Origin of the sequence: Psychrobacter namhaensis, from assembly GCF_016107545.1 — a bacterium.
Classification (GTDB): domain Bacteria; phylum Pseudomonadota; class Gammaproteobacteria; order Pseudomonadales; family Moraxellaceae; genus Psychrobacter; species Psychrobacter namhaensis.
Map to the genome: position 1 here is coordinate 168,635 of NZ_JABASS010000004.1, position 19,265 is coordinate 187,899.

At 44.4% G+C, this 19,265-nt stretch carries 15 protein-coding genes; 7 read left to right on the forward strand and 8 right to left on the reverse strand.

From position 1 onward, the window contains the following. The first annotated feature begins 179 nt into the window (after positions 1 to 179). The gene (locus JFC06_RS05455) at positions 180 to 1,454 is read left to right on the forward strand and encodes a hemolysin family protein (RefSeq protein WP_193006860.1); all 1,275 of its coding nucleotides are present in this window, start codon (positions 180 to 182) and stop codon (positions 1,452 to 1,454) included. A gap of 177 nt (positions 1,455 to 1,631) precedes the next feature. Further along, on the forward strand, positions 1,632 to 2,372 hold the full coding sequence (locus JFC06_RS05460) for a phosphatase PAP2 family protein (RefSeq protein WP_198334253.1): 741 nt from the start codon (positions 1,632 to 1,634) through the stop codon (positions 2,370 to 2,372). A 114-nt stretch (positions 2,373 to 2,486) separates the two neighbouring features. Here the strand turns inward: JFC06_RS05460 and JFC06_RS05465 are convergent, their stop codons facing one another. Then, positions 2,487 to 3,203, reverse strand: coding sequence for a YggS family pyridoxal phosphate-dependent enzyme (locus JFC06_RS05465; protein ID WP_198334254.1), 717 nt, complete (start codon positions 3,201 to 3,203; stop codon positions 2,487 to 2,489). Positions 3,204 to 3,671: 468 nt separating this feature from the next. Between JFC06_RS05465 and JFC06_RS05470 the strand changes: the two genes are divergently transcribed. Both JFC06_RS05470 and JFC06_RS05475 read left to right on the forward strand, forming a co-directional pair. Continuing rightward, on the forward strand, positions 3,672 to 4,727 hold the full coding sequence (locus JFC06_RS05470; RefSeq protein ID WP_198334255.1) for a type IV pilus twitching motility protein PilT: 1,056 nt from the start codon (positions 3,672 to 3,674) through the stop codon (positions 4,725 to 4,727). Positions 4,728 to 4,866: 139 nt separating this feature from the next. Beyond that, complete coding sequence (locus tag JFC06_RS05475) at positions 4,867 to 5,988, forward strand: PilT/PilU family type 4a pilus ATPase (protein WP_198334256.1); 1,122 nt, start codon at positions 4,867 to 4,869, stop codon at positions 5,986 to 5,988. A gap of 181 nt (positions 5,989 to 6,169) precedes the next feature. Here JFC06_RS05475 and fur read toward each other — a convergent pair whose 3' ends face one another. After that, entirely contained in the window at positions 6,170 to 6,607 is a 438-nt protein-coding gene (fur, locus tag JFC06_RS05480) for a ferric iron uptake transcriptional regulator (RefSeq protein WP_193005758.1), read from the reverse strand. Positions 6,608 to 6,933: 326 nt separating this feature from the next. Here fur and JFC06_RS05485 point away from each other — a divergent pair, with 326 nt between their 5' ends. Then, positions 6,934 to 7,353 carry an outer membrane protein assembly factor BamE gene (locus JFC06_RS05485; RefSeq protein ID WP_198334257.1) on the forward strand — a complete coding sequence of 140 codons (420 nt, stop codon included), beginning with the start codon at positions 6,934 to 6,936 and terminating at the stop codon, positions 7,351 to 7,353. Positions 7,354 to 7,397: 44 nt separating this feature from the next. On the opposite strand, the gene JFC06_RS05490 is transcribed toward JFC06_RS05485, so the two are convergent. From JFC06_RS05490 to JFC06_RS05505, 4 genes are all read right to left on the reverse strand, one after another. After that, a complete protein-coding gene (locus JFC06_RS05490; protein WP_227685570.1) occupies positions 7,398 to 7,850 on the reverse strand; it encodes an RnfH family protein in 453 nt (150 codons plus the stop codon). Further along, entirely contained in the window at positions 7,769 to 8,911 is a 1,143-nt protein-coding gene (locus JFC06_RS05495) for a hypothetical protein (protein WP_198334258.1), read from the reverse strand. The genes JFC06_RS05490 and JFC06_RS05495 overlap by 82 nt, the downstream gene beginning before the upstream one ends. A gap of 240 nt (positions 8,912 to 9,151) precedes the next feature. Next, positions 9,152 to 9,820 (reverse strand): c-type cytochrome, encoded by a 669-nt coding sequence (locus JFC06_RS05500; RefSeq protein WP_198334259.1) that lies wholly within the window; start codon positions 9,818 to 9,820, stop codon positions 9,152 to 9,154. A gap of 314 nt (positions 9,821 to 10,134) precedes the next feature. After that, positions 10,135 to 10,470, reverse strand: coding sequence for a c-type cytochrome (locus JFC06_RS05505; RefSeq protein WP_198334260.1), 336 nt, complete (start codon positions 10,468 to 10,470; stop codon positions 10,135 to 10,137). A gap of 406 nt (positions 10,471 to 10,876) precedes the next feature. Between JFC06_RS05505 and yihA the strand changes: the two genes are divergently transcribed. Continuing rightward, positions 10,877 to 11,647 (forward strand): ribosome biogenesis GTP-binding protein YihA/YsxC, encoded by a 771-nt coding sequence (gene yihA / locus JFC06_RS05510; RefSeq protein ID WP_198334261.1) that lies wholly within the window; start codon positions 10,877 to 10,879, stop codon positions 11,645 to 11,647. Between the two features lie 229 nt (positions 11,648 to 11,876). On the opposite strand, the gene JFC06_RS05515 is transcribed toward yihA, so the two are convergent. Next, a complete protein-coding gene (locus JFC06_RS05515; protein ID WP_227670218.1) occupies positions 11,877 to 12,539 on the reverse strand; it encodes an HAD-IA family hydrolase in 663 nt (220 codons plus the stop codon). A gap of 225 nt (positions 12,540 to 12,764) precedes the next feature. Continuing rightward, positions 12,765 to 13,775 (reverse strand): RluA family pseudouridine synthase, encoded by a 1,011-nt coding sequence (locus tag JFC06_RS05520; protein ID WP_198334263.1) that lies wholly within the window; start codon positions 13,773 to 13,775, stop codon positions 12,765 to 12,767. 1,230 nt (positions 13,776 to 15,005) lie between these two features. On the opposite strand from JFC06_RS05520, the gene JFC06_RS05525 reads away from it, so the two are divergent. Continuing rightward, positions 15,006 to 19,178 (forward strand): Rne/Rng family ribonuclease, encoded by a 4,173-nt coding sequence (locus tag JFC06_RS05525; RefSeq protein WP_198334264.1) that lies wholly within the window; start codon positions 15,006 to 15,008, stop codon positions 19,176 to 19,178. Positions 19,179 to 19,265: the final 87 nt, after the last annotated feature.

The window sequence follows — 19,265 nt, forward strand, 5'->3', positions numbered from 1 at the left end:
CTGGGTAATTGCCCAGCTTTTTTAGTTTCTTTTTTTTAGTTTTTATAATTAATTTCTACAAACCGTCATTTTTTAACGATAACGCTTTCCTCTTGGCTCTACCCCATTTCTTTTAGCTTCACCACTTTTAACTTCAACTATTATTACTTTTAATCCCTACACTTTTTACCGAGTCTGTCATGAGTTTGCTAACCGCTAGTATCTTCCTTCTTTTATTGCTTGCCCTAAGTGCTTTTGTCTCTGCTGCTGAGATTGCCATCGCAGCAGGGCGCAAAATTAAGCTGCAAATCATGGCAAAAGAAGGAGATGTTCGGGCATTTGACGTGCTAAAAATGCAGGAGCATCCTGGTAGTTTTATCACAGTCGTACAAGTCGTTTTAAATGCAGTGGCTATTTCTGCGGGGGCTGTGGGTGAGTCAGCCATCAGCCCTTATCTACAGCGCTTGGTTAATAATGAAGCTGTATCCTCCGTTATATCATTCGTAGTGATCACCAGCTCATTTTCCCTACTCGCTGATTTGATGCCCAGACGTTTGGCCATGTCAAATACTGAGACTATCGCTGTGCGACTTGTACGCCCGATGATGCTGTTGATTTTCCTATTTAAACCTGTGATTTGGGTGTTTGATGGCGCCGCCAATGTCCTCTTTAAACTGTTTGGCATCTCAACCATACGGCAGGACGATATGACGCCAGAAGACATTTATGCCGTCATGGACGCAGGTGCCGAAGCGGGTGTGCTCAAAAAACAGGAGCATCACCTGATCGAAAACATTTTTGATATGCAAGAACGTACGGTAACCTCGGTGATGAATCCACGCGAAAACATCGTATATTTCGATACCCAAACCAGCACCGAAGCCGTCGTCGAGGTTATGATTGAACAGCCACATAACAAGTTTTTGGTCTGTCATGATGATGACTTGGAGCACATCATTGGTTATGTAGAGTCGCGCAGTTTTTTAGCGTTGGTTCTGAACCAGCAAGAAGTGAGCTTAACCGACAAAGCCTTACTCAAGCCTGCACTCTTCGTCCCTGATACCTTGTCTTTATTTGAAGTGTTAGAGATGTTTAAATCCACAGGGGCAGATTTTGCGGTCATTGTTAATGAGTACGGGCTAGTCGTGGGGGTTATCACTCTCAAGGATGTGATGAGCATCGTCATGGGTGAGCTTGTGACCATGGAAGAGCAGGCTATCGTCCAACGTACTGATAACTCTTGGCTAATCGATGGTATGACCCCAATTGAAGACGTGGTTCGCGCTTTGGATATCGTCAATCTACCACGCAGTCAAAACTATGAAACCATCAGTGGCTTTATGATGTACATGCTACGCAAAATTCCAAAGAAAACCGATACGATCGAGTATGCCAATTATCGATTTGAAATTATCGCGACCGACAATCTCAAAATCACCCAGTTGTTAGTGACTAAGTTTGAAGATACGGTGTAAGACCTGCCTATTTATGACTTTACCATTATCTATAAAGGCGAATTGAGTTTTTGCAAAGGCTGTATGCTGTTTGATTATAGTGACGCCGTTCTGCATCCATACTTAAAAAATGTTAATGTGGGATTTTTTGTGTGCCCATTTTAATAATGATGGGTTTATTGAAAAGGCAAACACATTATGGACGTAGAAAATAAAAAAGTGGGCTTTTTGGCTACCATTTTGATCGTTGGTTTAGGAATAGCCAGTCTTTCCATTTGGCTATTTTCTGAACTGGCAGAAGAACTGCTGGAAAATGAGTTGAGACACTTTGACAATAGTATCATTCGTCTTTTTGCCGCTATAGAAACGCCCACCCTTGATGCGGTTTACGTTTTAATCACCGAGCTTGGGTCGGTCTGGTTTTTGACCAGCTTAACGGTACTCATATTGTTATGGCTTTGGTTTAAAGCCAAAGATAAATGGGGCGCGCTTTTCTTTCTTATCGCCGTAGGAGGCAATGGGGCGTTGACGTGGTTATTAAAACAACTCTATGAAAGAGAGCGTCCGTCTATCAATGAAGCAGTCGATGCCATTGGCTTTAGTTTCCCAAGTGGCCATTCGATGGGATCGCTTGTTTTTTATGGATTCATCACTTACTTAATTGTACGAAGCACCCAAAAAAAAGCGGTCAAAATCTTGGCTTTCATATTTTTTAGCATAATTATTGTGCTCATTGGAACGAGCCGAATTTATCTAGGCGCCCACTTCCCAAGTGATGTGATTGCGGGCTATCTCGCAGGCACCATCTGGCTGACGCTCTGTTTATTGGCGCTCGAATGGATTCAATGGCAAAGCCATAGCCAAGTAAACCCTGTCCATGCGTTGCGGGATCTGTTAATCGCCAGTTTCGGCGCGCTCAAGCAAAAACGCGACCGGTGACCCTGCACAGTAACCAACACTAATAAAAGAAAAACAGCGAGCGTGCAGGCGATTAAACGACTGCGGCTCTGCTTAGAAGGTTTGATAGTGGTTACCGTGATCTACAGCTAATAATTAATGACGCTCACCAAAGATTGCTGTCCCGACCCGTACCATCGTAGAGCCTTTAGCTATCGCCTCCTCCATATCACCACTCATACCCATACTTAGCGTATCCCAACCATTAAGCTTCGGATGGCTTTGCTTGATCGCGTCAAATAACTGCTGAGTTCGAGCAAACGCATTGGTATCTGTCTTAGCAGGAATAATCATCAAACCGCGCAGTTGCAGTCGCTCATACCCTTTGATGGTGGTTATCAACTCAGGTAATTGCTCTGGTAAACAACCGGATTTACTTGCTTCATTATCAATATTGACTTGAATCAGTACGTTTAGTGGTGGCATTTCTGCTGGGCGCTGATCATTTAGACGCTTGGCAATAATGTCACGCTCAACCGTTTGTACCCAGTCAAAATGCTCTGCGATATCGCGGGTCTTATTGCGCTGGATACTACCGATATAGTGCCACACTACCCCTGCACATTCAGGCTGCTCTTTTAACGTCTCAATTTTTTCGATGGCTTCTTGCAGGTAGTTTTCACCAAAATGCCCTTGTCCTTGTTGAGCTAATATAGCAATCATACTAGCAGGCTTGGTTTTAGAGACTGCCAACAACGTAACGTCCTCAGCCTGCCTGTTACTGTGTTCACAAGCCTGCGTCATTTGCCTGCTAACTTGTTGCCAGTTCTCAATAAGGCTTTGGCTATTCATACTGTTTTCAATATCTTTCATATACCACTCACAAGGATAATTAATTGATTCATTTCAGTCAGCTGTTATTGGTTTTTTCAACTATTTTTTATTAAAGTCAGTTCGACATAAAATTGATTTTTTGAGGATTGCAGCTACGGTCTCGGTTTTAAAGTAAAGCTGCGATAGCAGCCCCCTCAGATTTCGCTAACAGAGTGCCGCTTAAAAAATGTCGGTTGCGAAAACATCGATCGTAGTTCATATATAAAGTAAGTTTAAGAAGGACTAATTTTACATTTTATTAATCGTGTAGATGGTTAAATACCAACAGTCTTGTTATTATATTGTTACATGGTTTGACCCATGCTACTGAATACCATGATAAGGGTAAAGAGCTTCTTTTGTCCTTTATTAAAGTAATTGGCCTACTCACGGGCAACTATCGATTGGCAACCACACACTTTTATACTCTTTTGTCTTACCCTTATTGATTGATAGGAATATCCGATTATGGCTGAAAAAAACAGTTTAAGTATCGAAGACTTGCTGCGCTTTACCGTTAAACATAAAGCATCAGACTTACATATTTCGGCTGGTATGCCAGCAATGATTCGCGCCGACGGTGAGATGACCCGAATCAACATGCCGCCGATGACGCATCAAATGGTTCATCAGCTTATTTATGACATCATGAATGATCGGCAGCGCGCTGACTTTGAAGAGTTCTTTGAAACGGATTTTTCTTTCGAGATTCCGAATTTAGCGCGCTTTCGGGTAAACGCCTTTAATCAAAACCGTGGCGCGGGCGCTGTTTTTCGTACCATTCCTTCCAAAGTTTTGACTATGGAAGACTTGGGTATGGGCGATGTCTTCAAACGCGTCTCGGATTTTAAACGTGGCGTGGTGCTAGTCACCGGCCCAACAGGCTCAGGTAAGTCAACCACGCTGGCTGCTATGATTGACTACATTAATGAAAACCGTAAAGAGCACATTTTAACCATCGAAGATCCGATTGAATTTGTCCATGAGTCCAAAAAAAGCCTGATTAACCAGCGTGAAGTACATCGTGATACCTTAGGCTTTGAGCCTGCATTGCGCTCTGCCCTACGTGAGGATCCCGATGTGATTTTGGTTGGTGAGCTTCGCGACCTTGAGACCATTCGTTTGGCCTTGACTGCGGCCGAAACTGGACACTTAGTATTTGGCACCCTCCACACCAGCTCAGCAGCTAAGACGATTGACCGTGTCATCGACGTGTTTCCCGCCGCCGAAAAAGACATGATTCGTGCGATGCTCTCAGAGTCACTGCAAGCTGTGGTTTCTCAAACGCTTCTGCGCCGGCAAACAGGGGGACGTGTTGCCGCTCATGAAATCATGCTTGGCACACCCGCTATTCGTAATTTGATACGGGAGAATAAAATTGCCCAAATGTACTCTGCTATCCAAACGGGAGCAGGCGACGGCATGATTACCCTAGATCAAACGCTTAAGAACTTAGTGGCCAAAGGCACCATCAGTAAAGACGTCGCCCGCCCGTATGCCAAACAGCCAGAAGCCTTTATGTAGTCTTCTTAATCGCCACTCATATGTCGTTATTGATATAAAATGCGTGCCACGACAGCCCTTTTTCTATTGGTCATTATTAGCGATCTTTAACGCATGATTTTAGATTTTTTAATCGATTTACATCGAGCACAGGTACGATATGGACATTGATAAACTATTGCAATTAATGATTAATAAAAATGGCTCCGATCTTTTTATTACCGCTGACGTTGCCCCTTCTATGAAAATCAATGGCAAGATTCTGCCAGTGGGCAAAACGCCTTTGACTGCTGAGCAGACCATGAGATTGGTGAAAGGGGTGATGACGCCAAGCCAGCAACAAGAGTTTGAAGAGACGAATGAGTGTCAATTTGCCATTGCTGATGAGGCACAACAGGCACGCTTTCGGGTCAGTGCTTTTATACAGCGTGATATGGCAGGGATGATTTTACGAAAAATTGAGAATAAAATTCCGACAGTCGAGGAGCTGCGTTTACCACCAGCACTAAAAGAGCTGGCCATGAAAAAACGCGGCATTATTTTATTGGTTGGGGCCACGGGTACGGGTAAATCCACCACTCTGGCTGCCATGATAGGGCATCGCAACCAAAACTCTCACGGTCACATTATCACCATCGAAGATCCCATTGAGTTTGTCCATAAGCATCGCGGCTGTATTATTACCCAGCGTGAAGTGGGTATCGATACCCACTCATTTGAAGCCGGCCTAAAAAACACCTTACGCCAAGCACCGGACGTGATCTTAATTGGTGAGATTCGTAACCGCGAGGTGATGAGCTACGCCATTCAATATGCAGAAACAGGGCATTTGGTCTTTGCCACTCTGCATGCCAACAACGCTAACCAAGCGATTGACCGTATTATTCACTTTTTTGAAACCAGTCGCCATAACCAGCTATTTATGGACTTATCACTGAACCTACAAGCCATTATTGCTCAGCAGCTCATTCCAACACCTGACGGCAAAGGTCGCCGTGCCGCCATTGAGATTTTATTAAACTCACAACTGATTAGTGATTATATCCGTAAAGGCGAGGTTCATGAAATCAAAGATGTCATGACGCGCTCACGGGATAGCGGCATGCAAACCTTTGACCAAGCCCTCTTGGACTTATATGAACAAGGAGAAATCACTTATAAAGAAGCCATTCTCCATGCTGACTCTCCTAACGACTTACGCCTCAAAATCAAGCTGAGTAGCAAAAACGGTGCCGCCAATCTCGATGAAGGGGCCGATGGCTTATCGTTGGATATCAGGTAGATCTTTCTATTTTTTTAAACCTGCCATCAGTGAGTTATGACCGTATAAAAAGTGCTGTCATAAAAAAGCCCTCATTATCATAACGAGGGCTTTTTCTGTTTTAAGCACCAGTATAGTAGAAGAAAAACGATATCAGCGTACAACGATTCCGTTTGGCCCAACACTATAAATCCTGCAGCGACTATTTTTTTATGCTGTCCCTACATTCTTGATCATCACAAATACCATAGAGCACCAACGAGTGACCTGACAATTTAAAGCCATGCTTTTCTGCTACTTTAAGCTGCTCTTCCTCGATCACTTCGTTATGAAACTCTATAATCTTGCCACACACATCACAAACCAAATGATCATGATGTCCTTCTTGAGTAATCTCAAATACCGACAAATTGTTTTCAAAGTTGTGGCGTTCGACGATTCCTGCTTGCTCAAACTGTGTGAGCACACGGTAAACAGTCGCTAAGCCCACATCCTCGCCTTGTTCAATCAGCGCCTTATAAATCTCTTCTGCACTCATGTGATGCAGCTCAGCGCTCTCAAGCAGCTCTAAAATCTTGATACGAGGTAACGTAACCTTCAATCCTGCTTTACGTAAATCTTGATTGGTAAAAGAAGCCATAATATCCCTTCTGACTGTGACAGTCTTAGCAAATAAAGAACCAAAAATATGAGATAAACAATCATTCGCGATTATTTTTTATTAAATATAAGTGTTTTAACCGCCCTAAACTCGCTTGACCTAAGTAAATTTCTAGGGTGTCATTTTGTTAAGTATTCTCAGTGCAAGTCTATGAATTTAAAATATAATTAACCCAACAGCTCAGGTAGCGTTTGGTAAATAATGTCGTAAGTGGTAGGAAATTGCAAGTAAATGACGTATCATTTGTCCAAGATTGTCGGTCACACTCGCACCAAATAACACTGGCCGCGCCTAATTCATTTCTTATGAGTCATCTTACCATGATAAAGACATTAACTTTTCGTCCGTCAAGCCCTACAAGTGCATTACGCAAGATTGCCATCACCAGTGTACTTAGCGCTGCTGTCGCTATGTCTGGCTGCTCATTACTGAGTGTTTATAAGATTGATTTGCCACAAGGCACTGCTATTACTCAAACGCAAGCGCAAAAGCTGCAAGTGGGTATGAATCAAAACCAAGTTCTTTACCTCCTTGGTAGTCCAGCCATTAAAGACACGCTTGCGCCTAAGCGTTGGGACTACATTTACGACTATCAAGCCGGTACAGAAGGTCGCCGCCAAGGTATCAAAGATGTCAAAAATGCCAGCCAGCATTTGATTATTTACTTTGATGATCAAGGTCTGGTCAATCGCATTGAAGGTATAGAGAGCTTGCCAGCTTCGTAATTAAAATTATATTAAATGCTCAACGGGCTTTAAGAGTTACTGACTTAACCACGCGATTTGCTCTTGCGCTGAGACATGGGATCAGCGCTTAAGCTGCGATACACTTCGATACGGTCAAAAGGCTGCAGACGATAGCTAAGCGGCTGCTTTTGTGCGTAAATTCCTACATGCCAGCGCTTAGCAGTCGGCGTAGCAATATCTAGTACGTCTTCACACCACCTTGCCAACTCTGGAAACTTTGCTAACCAGCCTGCTTGCATAAGCGCCTCATACAAACTGGTGCCCGCGCTGACTGGTAGGGCTAGGTAGTGCTGACGCTGGGCATCTTCAGCGTACGCCAAATACACGATCATAAGAGCATCTTTCCCAGACTGAAGCGCAGCACTATTATTATCTATTTTTCTGTCATCAGCCGTTAGCTTACCCACTGCATCACCCAACCTATCAAGGCTAATAGCAGGGCCAATGGCACGACCAAACGGATCGCTACCCGCCATAAATTATAAAACGCTTCATTGCCAAAGTTTAACGACTTGCGCAAATGACTGATTTTCATCTGCCAACCCGCAAAAATCGATAACAATAATACCGCCACACTACTGATAATGACCAAAATTCCAACCAGCCATATGGTCGGAATGGCAACGACTAAGACTAACGCTAATACAAAAGTTAATATCAGACTGACCAGTAATCCAAACTTATGGGCCAATTGCTGGGTACTATAATGTAGCAAGTAGCTGACCACAAACAGTACCCCTACCCAATATAGCAGCTGTCCGATCGGTGGTAATGACATGCCACTCATCAACAAAGCAACACCCCCAACGAGCAACTGCAATATCCAGATCGGTCGTACCAATTTGGTCGCGCGATACACATTTTTCGCCTGTTTACTGGCAGGCGTTTGCGCATTATGATGGTTGGTATCTACCGCTGTGACCACCTGTTTGGTCACTAAGTTTTGACCGAACCAGTATAAGCCTGTACCAGCACCGACACTGACCAACGCGAGCGCTACTGCACGCGCCCACTCAGTTAAGCTGATATCAGTCATGGCAAAATCAATGTTAGGTACGCCATTTGCCACGCCCAGCAACAGCCCTATGACCATCAGTCCTAAGCCTATCGGTAAGGGTGCAACGCCAAGCAAACTCAACAAGACAGCAATCACCATCAAACCCGCCGCGATCGCAAAGCTGGGTACAGCAGGAGCGCTATTGAGCTCAGTCAATGCCGCCAAGATACCTGTGCTCGCACCAGAGACAACTAACGCTGCAATAATGATAGAGACCAATGCCGCTAGCCAACCAAAGCTACGCCATGCTGGGCTGGCATCTGCTTCACGAGTCAGCTTTTGCATCCCTGCAAATGGCGCATCGACACTACGATAGGCTAAGGCTATTTCTGCATACACGACTGGCAATGACACCAGCACCATAGCCACTAGCCACAGTAGCCAAAAATCGATCTCACCAATGGACGCAGGGGCAAACCAACGAAACAGCAGTAACGGAAGCAGGGCTGCAATAAAATAAGAAGCATAACGGATCATCATAAGCCAAATCCAAACGATCTAAAGTGAATAACAATAATGTACCATCATACAAAGCCATAATAAGCATCTGTCAGTGGTTTTATTTTTATAGCTAAATGTGTCTCTGTAATATGAGGGACAAACAGTTATAAAAAAACCCCGAAAACGGGGTTTAATAACTAAATAGTGATGAATATATGACAAGGCTCTTAGCCATTTTACTTAAGAAATGCCTTATTATTCATACCATACACCAATGAATTAGTGTATGGCGCTTATGTAGTCTGACAAGATACGAATATCACGATCTGATAATCTCGACGCTACAGTTTGCATCATGCCCATCTCGCCTTCTTTCGCTGCGTCATTGACACGCTTTTGCTCATCACTGTCGATATCATCTACACGACCAGCAGCACGGAACAGTTTTAACTGAGTGGAAATATATTGTGCATGCTGACCACCTAAACGTGGAAACGCGGCCCATTCATTACCATCAGCCTCAGGACCATGACAGCCTGCACAACCAATGACGTCGCGTGACTTATCACCACCTAAGAACAGCTTAGTGGCCTCTTGAGTGGTCGCAGGATTGCCGAAACCGACACCCCAAGGCGCTTGGCTAGCATAATAACCTGCCACATTGGCCAAGTCTTGCTGAGATAAATTGGCAACTTGTGATTGCATAATACCGTTTTTGCGGTAGCCTGCTTTAAAATCGACCAACTGTTTGTAAAGGTACTTTACGTTTTGGCCACCTAAATTAGGCTGTGCAGGAACAACACTGACACCGTTCACACCATGACAAGCAGCACAAACAGTTTCTGCAATTTGCTTACCAGCATTGACGTCGTACTCAGGAACAATAATAGCAGCTTGTACGCTGAAACTTGCAACGCATAAGCTGGCAGCAGCGATTAACTTTTTCATTGATACAAATCCTACTAGCTCGGCGTAAGCATTATTTAGAGTGATTGTACTGATAAGATACCCAGTATAAACTGCCCTTTTATGAGCGAGGCAGGCATATATTTTTAGGTCTTGCACACAAGCAGTCTGAAAGTACTTACTAACATCAGGGTTTATTTTCGATTATTATAGCAAGACTTTGTAGTATTTGCCTACTTAATCATCGCATCCACCAGTTTTTCTAACGATGAGCGAAAACGCGCCCTAAAAACAAAAAGCGCCAAAGGTCTAAACCCAGCGCTTTATTTATATGGTTTAATGTATTCGCAAGCGAGCTATTTGCTCATATATTCAATCAGCTTGCGATAATCATCATCACTACAGGTATTACAAAGACCGCCAGCGGGCATTTGTGGCATCCCGTTTTTTACTGAGTTGATCAGGGTTGGCATGCGTTTTTGCTTTATCAGTTGCTGCCATTTCGCACTGTCACCTTTTTTAATAGCATTTAGTGCGCCACTATCGTGACAGGCGGCACATGAGTTATCATAGGTAGTTGCAATATCAGCAGCACCAGCGCTGGTCATCATGGCACTACTTAACAGTAATACCGCACCGCTACTTAATAAAGCACGAAAGCTCTGGCGAAAACGTGTGGTGATTGAAAACATAGAACACCTCCTTTTGGTGTGTCATCCGTTTAATCAACCATTCCATTAAACGGTGTTTAACAAACATTGTAACAATTTATGTCATGTAAAGGTAGATAAATAAAGTTTGGTTTTAGTAACCCTCTGATGAGCACCATAACTTTGCGTATGACCGCCTCATTTTAATGTTATCCTATTATTTATATGCCGTTAATCACAGTTATTTCAATAAGTAAGACAGGTAATAGTATAGAATGGACACTAATTTTACATGGCTGCGCTTGTGACTAATGCGCCCTATCGTTATAACGAGTCACCCCTTTTCGTTTTGTTGTCTACCGTCTTTTTATCCATCGCATCGCCTTAATAACCAGCTAGCTAAACTTTTACAATCGTATCCAATTTCTTGAAGATTAATGAGCCATTTATGAGTACCCCGTTTACAGATGTTGCCGCCGAACATGCATTGTTCAACACCAAATCCCGTCAAAAAATTCAGCAAACTGAGTTTATGACGTCAGCGCCTACCTTCCGTCTTTGTCCGCCTGATGTGGGGTTAGAGGTTGCTTTTGCTGGTCGTTCAAACGCGGGCAAATCCTCGGCTATCAATGCCTTGACCAATCAACGTCAATTGGCACGCTCGTCCAAAACACCTGGACGGACGCAGATGATTAATTTTTTTAGTATTGGCGATACCAATAGACGTTTGGTGGATTTGCCCGGTTACGGTTATGCGGCTGTGCCGCTTGAGATGAAAAAAGAATGGCAGGTTGAGCTAGAAGAATACTTGGTTTCACGCTCAAGCCTTGCAGGGTTGGTGCTGATGACGGATATTCGCCATCCACTCAAATTTTTTGATGAGCAAATGCTGCATTGGGCCAAAGACGGCGATCTGCCAGTCCACATTTTACTGACAAAAGCGGATAAGCTTAAATACGGTGCTTCCAAAAACGCCCTTCTCAATACCCGTAAAAGACTCAAAAAACTGGGCTTACACTGCACCATTCAGTTATTTTCAGCCTTAAGAAAAGAAGGTCTTGATGAGCTAGCTGGCGTGATGGGCAATTGGTATGACTATCAACTTAATGATGAAAAACTCATTGAGTCCGATCTTAGTGAATCCGATGATACTGACAATAGCGATAACGAACAGGCAGGCGTTGCACAAGAAACTGGTGAGCAAAAAGACATTGATTAAATATCACCTGTCATAAAAAAGGGATTATCGTGACACGATAATCCCTTTTTTGTCATTTAAGGTCTCAAATGTAGCCGATGCTCAATAAAGTGGATATACGACATTGTGATGCGTGACTTGCATTAATTTTTCTTGCTTGCTGTGGCATTGCTGACAGAGACCACAAAAAATTTATGCCAGTCCCCTATATCCTTTTTTTACGTTGACCTGACCACAGCTGAGACCAGCACTATCCACACAATAAATCTACTAATGCTTGCGGGGTATCCACTTGATAAGTCGGGTTTTGTGCGGCTAGCTCTGCCTTCGAGGCTGTCCCGTAGTTGACCGCGATACTGGTCATACCCAGCTGCGTGGCCATCTGAATATCATAAATACTATCACCGATAAAAACCGCGTCAGAGACTTGCTGCTGCGTGTGAGTCAAAATATCGTTAAGCATCTGCGGATCAGGTTTTGAACCTGCCTCATCCGCACAGCGCGTCGTGATGAAGTAGTCGTGACTCTGAGAGGCGTCTAATACTCGATCTAGCCCTTTTCTTTTTTTGCCTGTGGCGACCGCCAGATTTTTACCGTTATCTTGTAAAGTCTGCAACATACCTTCTATCGATGCGAAAAATGGGGTGCGATGACTGTTAGCAATATAGTAATCAGCATAACTTTGCTGAATGGCGAGCTTTTGCGGGTCACTTGCCTGAGGATATAAGATGTCAATGCCATTCATTAAGCTAAGCCCGATAATGCCTTTGACTGCCTTATCAGTGGTCTGAAATCCATGCGCCTCTCCTGCTATATGCATGGACTCAACGATTAAGCCGATTGAGTCCATCAGCGTCCCATCCCAGTCAAAAATAACCAACGTTTTGTCTGCTAAGTCATGACTGGCTGTCATTTGAGAGTTTTTAATAGGCGCGGGCGTACTGGTGATAGAGGGCTTACTCATGAATTTACCTTAACAAATAGCGATAATAAATGGCGGATATAGAGACGGATACAAAAACGTCACGATGGCTTATTAATAAAAATAAGTTGTCGTGACGTGTCATAAGAATGCTTAATAAATAGAAATGCTTAATAAACAGTAGAGAGCTTGGGTTAAGAGCCGTGTGTTGCTAGCTTACTCAGGCAACGTGGTTGACTCTGGTAGCCAGTCAGCCATATCTTCTGGTAGCGGTGCGGTAATCGTCTTGTAGCCGGGAATGTTTAAGCGCCACGCATGTAGACACAGACGATGGACGCCTGATTTGTCATGTACGTTGTACTTATCATCACCCAAAATAGCGTGACCAATGTGAGCCAAATGCACACGGATTTGATGAGTACGGCCTGTCAACGGCTTGGCTTCGATCAAACTGACCGGTTGATCTGCCAGCGTAAAACGATCATGGATGATAATGTCCGTCTGGCTTTCTTTGGCTTGCGGGTCTTGGCTATCTACTTTGACGCGGCGCTCACCACTGGCAAGGGTATAACGTAGCAATGGCGCATCGACACGTTGCTCATTCAGCGCAGGCTGTCCTTTGGCGAGACATAAATAGTGCTTTTGAATGGTTTTATCGACGAGATGCTGCTGCAACGTTTTTAGCGCTGAGCGTTTTTTGGAAATCATGAGCAGCCCTGAGGTATCTTTATCGATACGATGTACCAGCTCTAGGTACTTTTTACCCGTCACTTCACGCATGGCTTCAATGACCCCAAAGTCCAAGCCACTACCGCCATGTACCGCAATACCAGAAGGTTTGTTAAGGACTAGCATGCCCTCATCTTCATAGACCACACGTGCCAGTAAGCTTTTGGCAAACTCTGTGCTGATGATTGGTTTTTCACGCGTTGCCAGCTCTACAGGGGCAATACGAACCACATCTTCACGCTGTACTCTATCATGCGCTTTGCAGCGTTTATTATTGACGCGCACCTCATCGGAGCGAATCATTTTATAGATGTGCGATTTTGGTAACCCTTTTAAGCGATTAAGCAAAAAATTATCCAAGCGCTGGTCGTGCTGATGGCGGGTGACTTCAAGATAGTTCACCTTGCCAAAGTTGCTGATTTCATCGTCAGCGCTTTGTGGGCGTGTTTTGCTATTAAAAATAGCAGGGGCTTCATGGGTAGGTGCATCGTCAGTCATTTTTGAGTTCGTCATTTTTAGTTAGGTGTTTACACAAAGATTTGCTATAGTTTAGCATGTTGAGCGACAATTAAGCAGAAGCTGCGGCAATAATCATTGTTGTCTCAGACAGCCCATCACCATTTTTACGACTTGTTAGTAAAGAGGGATAAGCTGTATACCCTGCCGATGTTGGGCACCTCATCTGATTTTAGGGCGCGTTATTTATTTACAGATATCATTTATAGATATTAATAAATATGACCCCATAAATTAAAGAAACCGTACTGAGTTGACTGAGTAACATCAAATAATCAGTACCATAAAATAAATAGTGACACTAAATACCTTTGTGTTCATCAGTTTATTGTTGATAAATTTGGCAAAGCGCCTGTTTAACGACACGACTAATGGCACTACATTGACTCACAACCCGCATGACAACGACTTAATTTGATAACTGTTTATTATTTAATACCTATTATTCAATACCTAGTTATCTGATGGTCCTTTACGCGAGCGCAGTTGAGCAAGTATAGGTGGTTTAACGTTAGGATCGAGAAGTATGTCGATAGCTGCCTAAGTATTGGTGGTCAAACAGATGACGATAAAGAAGATATAAGCCAGCACCACACCGATAGTTTGGTCATTTATTCTGTTTGCCAAGTACGCCCCGCTGATAACTAAAGCTGCCACCCTAACCTATAGACCCAAGATATGATTGACGTTATACCTAAGAGAACGATAAATAAAGAGTAACCAATTGCTTCACCTAAATAGATAAGTGCTGAGACTGCTATTTGATAAAATAGCATTTACAACAGCGAGATTATTGTTAGACTTTGATGGATGGAGGATTGCAACAGTACGATACTACTTTAGTATCAGTATTTTTAAACCAGTAACTGACAGGCCCTACTCTTACAAAGTACGCTGCCATAGCTACCAATAGAAAGAACTTACTGATCCTTTAATAGTACGCTGATGCATTAGTACTTAAAGCAAAACTACCAATAATAGGATATAAACACATAGCTTTACACCCTATAGCGTTTATCTCCACATTAGCATTGCTCATGTACTCTAGGTGAAAAACAAGCCATTGAAAAAGCCAGCGCGCTTTATAAAACCCATGATTTACGTTCTACCGTTAACTAAAATTTATCCATGCTAATGTAAACATTAGCCTTACTTGCCCTCACGCCCGAAAGCCCGTCTCATCGTTGTTATGCGTACTCATAGGATACCAATATGAAACGCATTTTGATCAACGCCACTCAAAACGAAGAAATTCGTGTCGCCTTATGTAAAGGCAACCATCTGTACGATTTCGACTTAGAAAACCGTACCCGTGAACAAAAAAAATCCAACATCTATAAAGGGCATGTAACTCGAGTCGAGCCGTCACTTGAAGCGGTCTTCGTCGAATATGGCTCACAGCGCCAAGGTTTTTTACCGATTCGTGAAATCTCAGCCGAATACTTAAGCGGCAATCCTCGTGATGAAAACATCAAAAAACTGATCAAAGAAGGCGACGAGCTCATCGTCCAAGTCGAAAAAGAAGAGCGCGGTAATAAAGGCGCTGCGCTATCGACTTACGTATCATTAGCGGGACGCTATCTGGTACTAATGCCAAACAACCCTCGCGGTGGTGGTATTTCTCGTCAAATCTCGGGCAAATTGCGCGAAGACATGAAGCGGATGCTCAGCAACCTTGATTTGCCAAAAGGTATGAGCGTTATTATTCGTACCGCTGGTATTGGTAAAACGCAAGAAGACTTACAGCACGATTTGAACCATCTACTCAATATCTGGCAAGCCATCCAAGAACAAAACCAAAAATATCCATCACCGCGTTTGGTTCATCAAGAAGCAGGCGTCGTCACCCGTGCTGTCCGCGACTATCTGCGTGATGATATTGCTGAGATTTGGATCGATAATGAAAACGCTTATATCGAAGCGGCAGGTTTTATCGATGCCGTCATGCCAAAGCAAGCAGAAAAACTGCGCAAATACACCGATTATGAGCCGATGTTTTCACGCTTTAATATCGAAAAACAAATCGAAACCGCTTATCAGCGTGAAGTGCGTCTGCCATCAGGCGGCTCCATCGTTATTGACCAAACTGAGGCACTGGTTTCTATTGATATTAACTCAGCCAAATCCACCAAAGGCTCAGATGTCGCTGAGACCGCCTACCACACCAATCTAGAAGCAGCCGATGAGATTGCCCGCCAGCTACGTCTACGAGACATGGGCGGTTTGATCGTCATTGACTTTATTGATATGAATGATAACAAGCATCAAAAAGAAGTTGAAAAACGACTGATTGATGCTACTAAGTACGATCGTGCTCGCGTCCAGTTTGGTGACATCTCTAAGTTTGGTTTGATGGAAATGAGCCGTCAACGCTTGCGCCCATCATTAGAAGAGTCAACGGGTTATATCTGCCCGCGTTGCCACGGTAACGGCATGATTCGTGACTTGCGCTCATTGTCATTATCGATTATGCGTCAGATTGAACAAATCGCGCTAAAAGAACGTCAAGGTGAAGTGCAAGCAGAAGTACCGACTGACATCGCAGCGTTTTTATTAAATGAAAAACGCGACAGCCTAGTCTATCTTGAGCAAGACAGTGGTACCCGTATTACTATCTTGCCACACGCGCATTTAGAGTCACCAAACTTTAAGTTACACTTCAACCGCGATGGCTTTGCCCCATCAAGCTATGAGCGTATTACCGATACTCAGCAGCAAGAACACAGCGACCTTGGCTACAATGTGGATTGGCAAACCGCTGAAAAAGAGCGCCCAGAACAGCAGCCAACCCGCCAGCCCCGTCAAGTAGCGGACAGTAAAGCTGCCAATAAATCAAACAGCTCGGTTGATCGTAGCTCAGTTGATCATCGTAACGATCAACGTAACCATAAAAATAGCAACAGTGTTTCATCGACGCGTGCACCGCAAGCCCACCAAAATCAAAGTGTTGCCACACCTGCCAAGCCAGTCGCCACGCAACCGGCTAGCGTTGAGACCAGTGCCCAACCACAAGCCGTTGCTTGGTTGTCTAATCTGTTTGCTCAAGCGCCGCAAGCCACAACGACACCTAGCGTGAGTAGCAGTGATGCAGCAGAAGCCATTGAAGCGCTAGTCAATACAGGCGCACAAAGCTTAGGGTCATTTGGACAAGTTGATAGTAGTGCGCTGAATAACGCCCCACATAAAGCGCAGGCCACTCAGCACAACGACACTCAAAAAAATGACGATCAACAATCGGAGAGTAATGCCAATCGTCAGCAGGCGCGTCGTGGCGCAGACAGCAACACTGATGATAGCAATAATGAAGACAGAAGAAGACGTAAACCACGTAAGTCTAGATCTTCTAAGCCGCGTCAAAGAAAAGAGCAAGCGGATGAGACCGGCAATGACGTGAATGGCAGTACCGAAAACAACGGTTCAACTGCCAATGTAAGTAACGCTGATGACAAAACCTCTGACAATCAAGACAAACGTCAGCAGGATAACAAGCGTACTAATGATCGCAATCGTAACCAGCAAAATAGTAAACGCAACGCAAACGAGCGCAACCACTCTGAGGATAAAGACAGCAATACCGCCGATGAGCAGACACGTGCTAAGCGTAAATCGCATAGCCAACGTGGCTCACGCGGTAAATTGGAGCGCGGCGAGACGCTAACCGCTGACAATGTGAAACAACATAACCAGCAGGCGACTACAGGCACTAACGGCAGCAAGAATCAATCGAACGCCCGCCGCAATCAAAACCCCAACGAAGTCGTACTACAAGTCAATGAAGCGCCGGTTGAGCTTAAATCACCCGAAGTTGTGCATTTGTCTTTAGATGACAGCAAATCATCACAGAGCAAGTCTCAATCTACTAAGCAACCAAGCCCAGCAAGTGAGACGTCGAAAGAGGACGTCACAAAAGCGCCTACTACTCGGCAGCAGGCTAACCAGCAAGGCAATGACAAGCAAAGCTCGAATGAGAAAAGTGCTGATAAAAGCGGCTCTGATGCAACAGTTACAGACAAAAACGCTGTAGCAAACCATGAGGCCAAGACTGATGAGAGTAAGAGCAGCGCTCGTGCAGATAACGGGCAAAATAACGCACCAAAAACTGATCACGATGCTAATAATACGGATGCTGATGACAAAAAGTCTGCAGTAGATGAGCAGCCAGCATCTAAACACAAGACGAACAGTCAAGCTGAGAGCTCAAATAAAGCCAATGCTAAAGTCGATAGCACGCCAACGCACCCTCAGGAAGCGAGCGTGGCCAATGACGTTAACGAGAGTGAGAAGGCCAAAAACACTCAGGACAATGACAGTGCAGTAGAGCCTAGCAAGACAAGTAATTCAGCGCTTCAGCTGACACATGAAGCTCTGTTTGCGGCGCGCTACGTGACCGCCGAGAAGTTTGGTCAAGCCAAAAACGACCCTCGTGTGGTACGCAGTCAGCAGACGCAGTCACAGGCCGCGCAACAGCCACAAGCAAAAGTGCAAGCAGCGGTGAGTGTGCCGACTATTCGCGGTACAGTGGGTGAGTTTATTCGTGCAACCTTACCAGAAGCGCATACTCGCTTAGCAGAAGATGGGGTTATTAGCTGCTTTATCGATACTATTGCCTTGTATGCTGAAAAAGCAAAAATGGCTGATAACGATACCAACGTTGATAGCACGGTGAGTAACAACGAGATGGCTAGTCAGAGCTTTGACTTTAGCAACTACGGCTATCAGCCATTAGCCGTGGACTACCTAGCACGCTTTGAAGCGATGACTCAGGCTGTCAGTCAGTTTGCAGCGGCACAAGGCAAAACGGACGTTGAACCACGCGCGATTAGCAAACGCGCAAGTAATGATCCACGTGGGCAGCATCCGGACTATCAGGAGCCAGCGGTCTTAAGCGTTCCTTCTGAAAAGGACGCTGAGAATAACGTTGCCGCCCATGACGTTGAAGCAACGGCGCTTGCCAATCAAGCGCAGACTGACGATATCAGTGCTGATAGCGAACAGCTATTAGAGGCAGATCAAGCGCTAACACAAGAGTCTAACGAGCATGCTGATGATGAAACTTCTGAGGTAAAGCATACGGAGACAGCAGAGACAAATATCGAAGGTAATGATGTGGAGTCTGCTTCCGCTGAAGAGACCAAGCAAGCGGCTGACTCTGAAGTAGAACAACCTACTAAAGAAGAAAATCAAGCGGCCAAATCGAAAACTACGATTGCCAGCTACAAAAACATGATCGAGAATGTGGCAGAGCAGCTTTTACCACAGACCGGTATGTTTAATTTAACCACCCCAAAAGTGCCAAAGGCACGCAGTCGCAAGCCTAAAACGGAGCATAAAAAACCGACGCAAGCTGAAAAGCTAGAGTCGGATAATACAGACAGCGACAGCTAAGCCTGTAAATCCAAAGGCAAAAGCCCCAAAGTTGAACTGACCCCCATAAGTTGGACACAACTTATGGGGTATTTTTATGCGTTACGA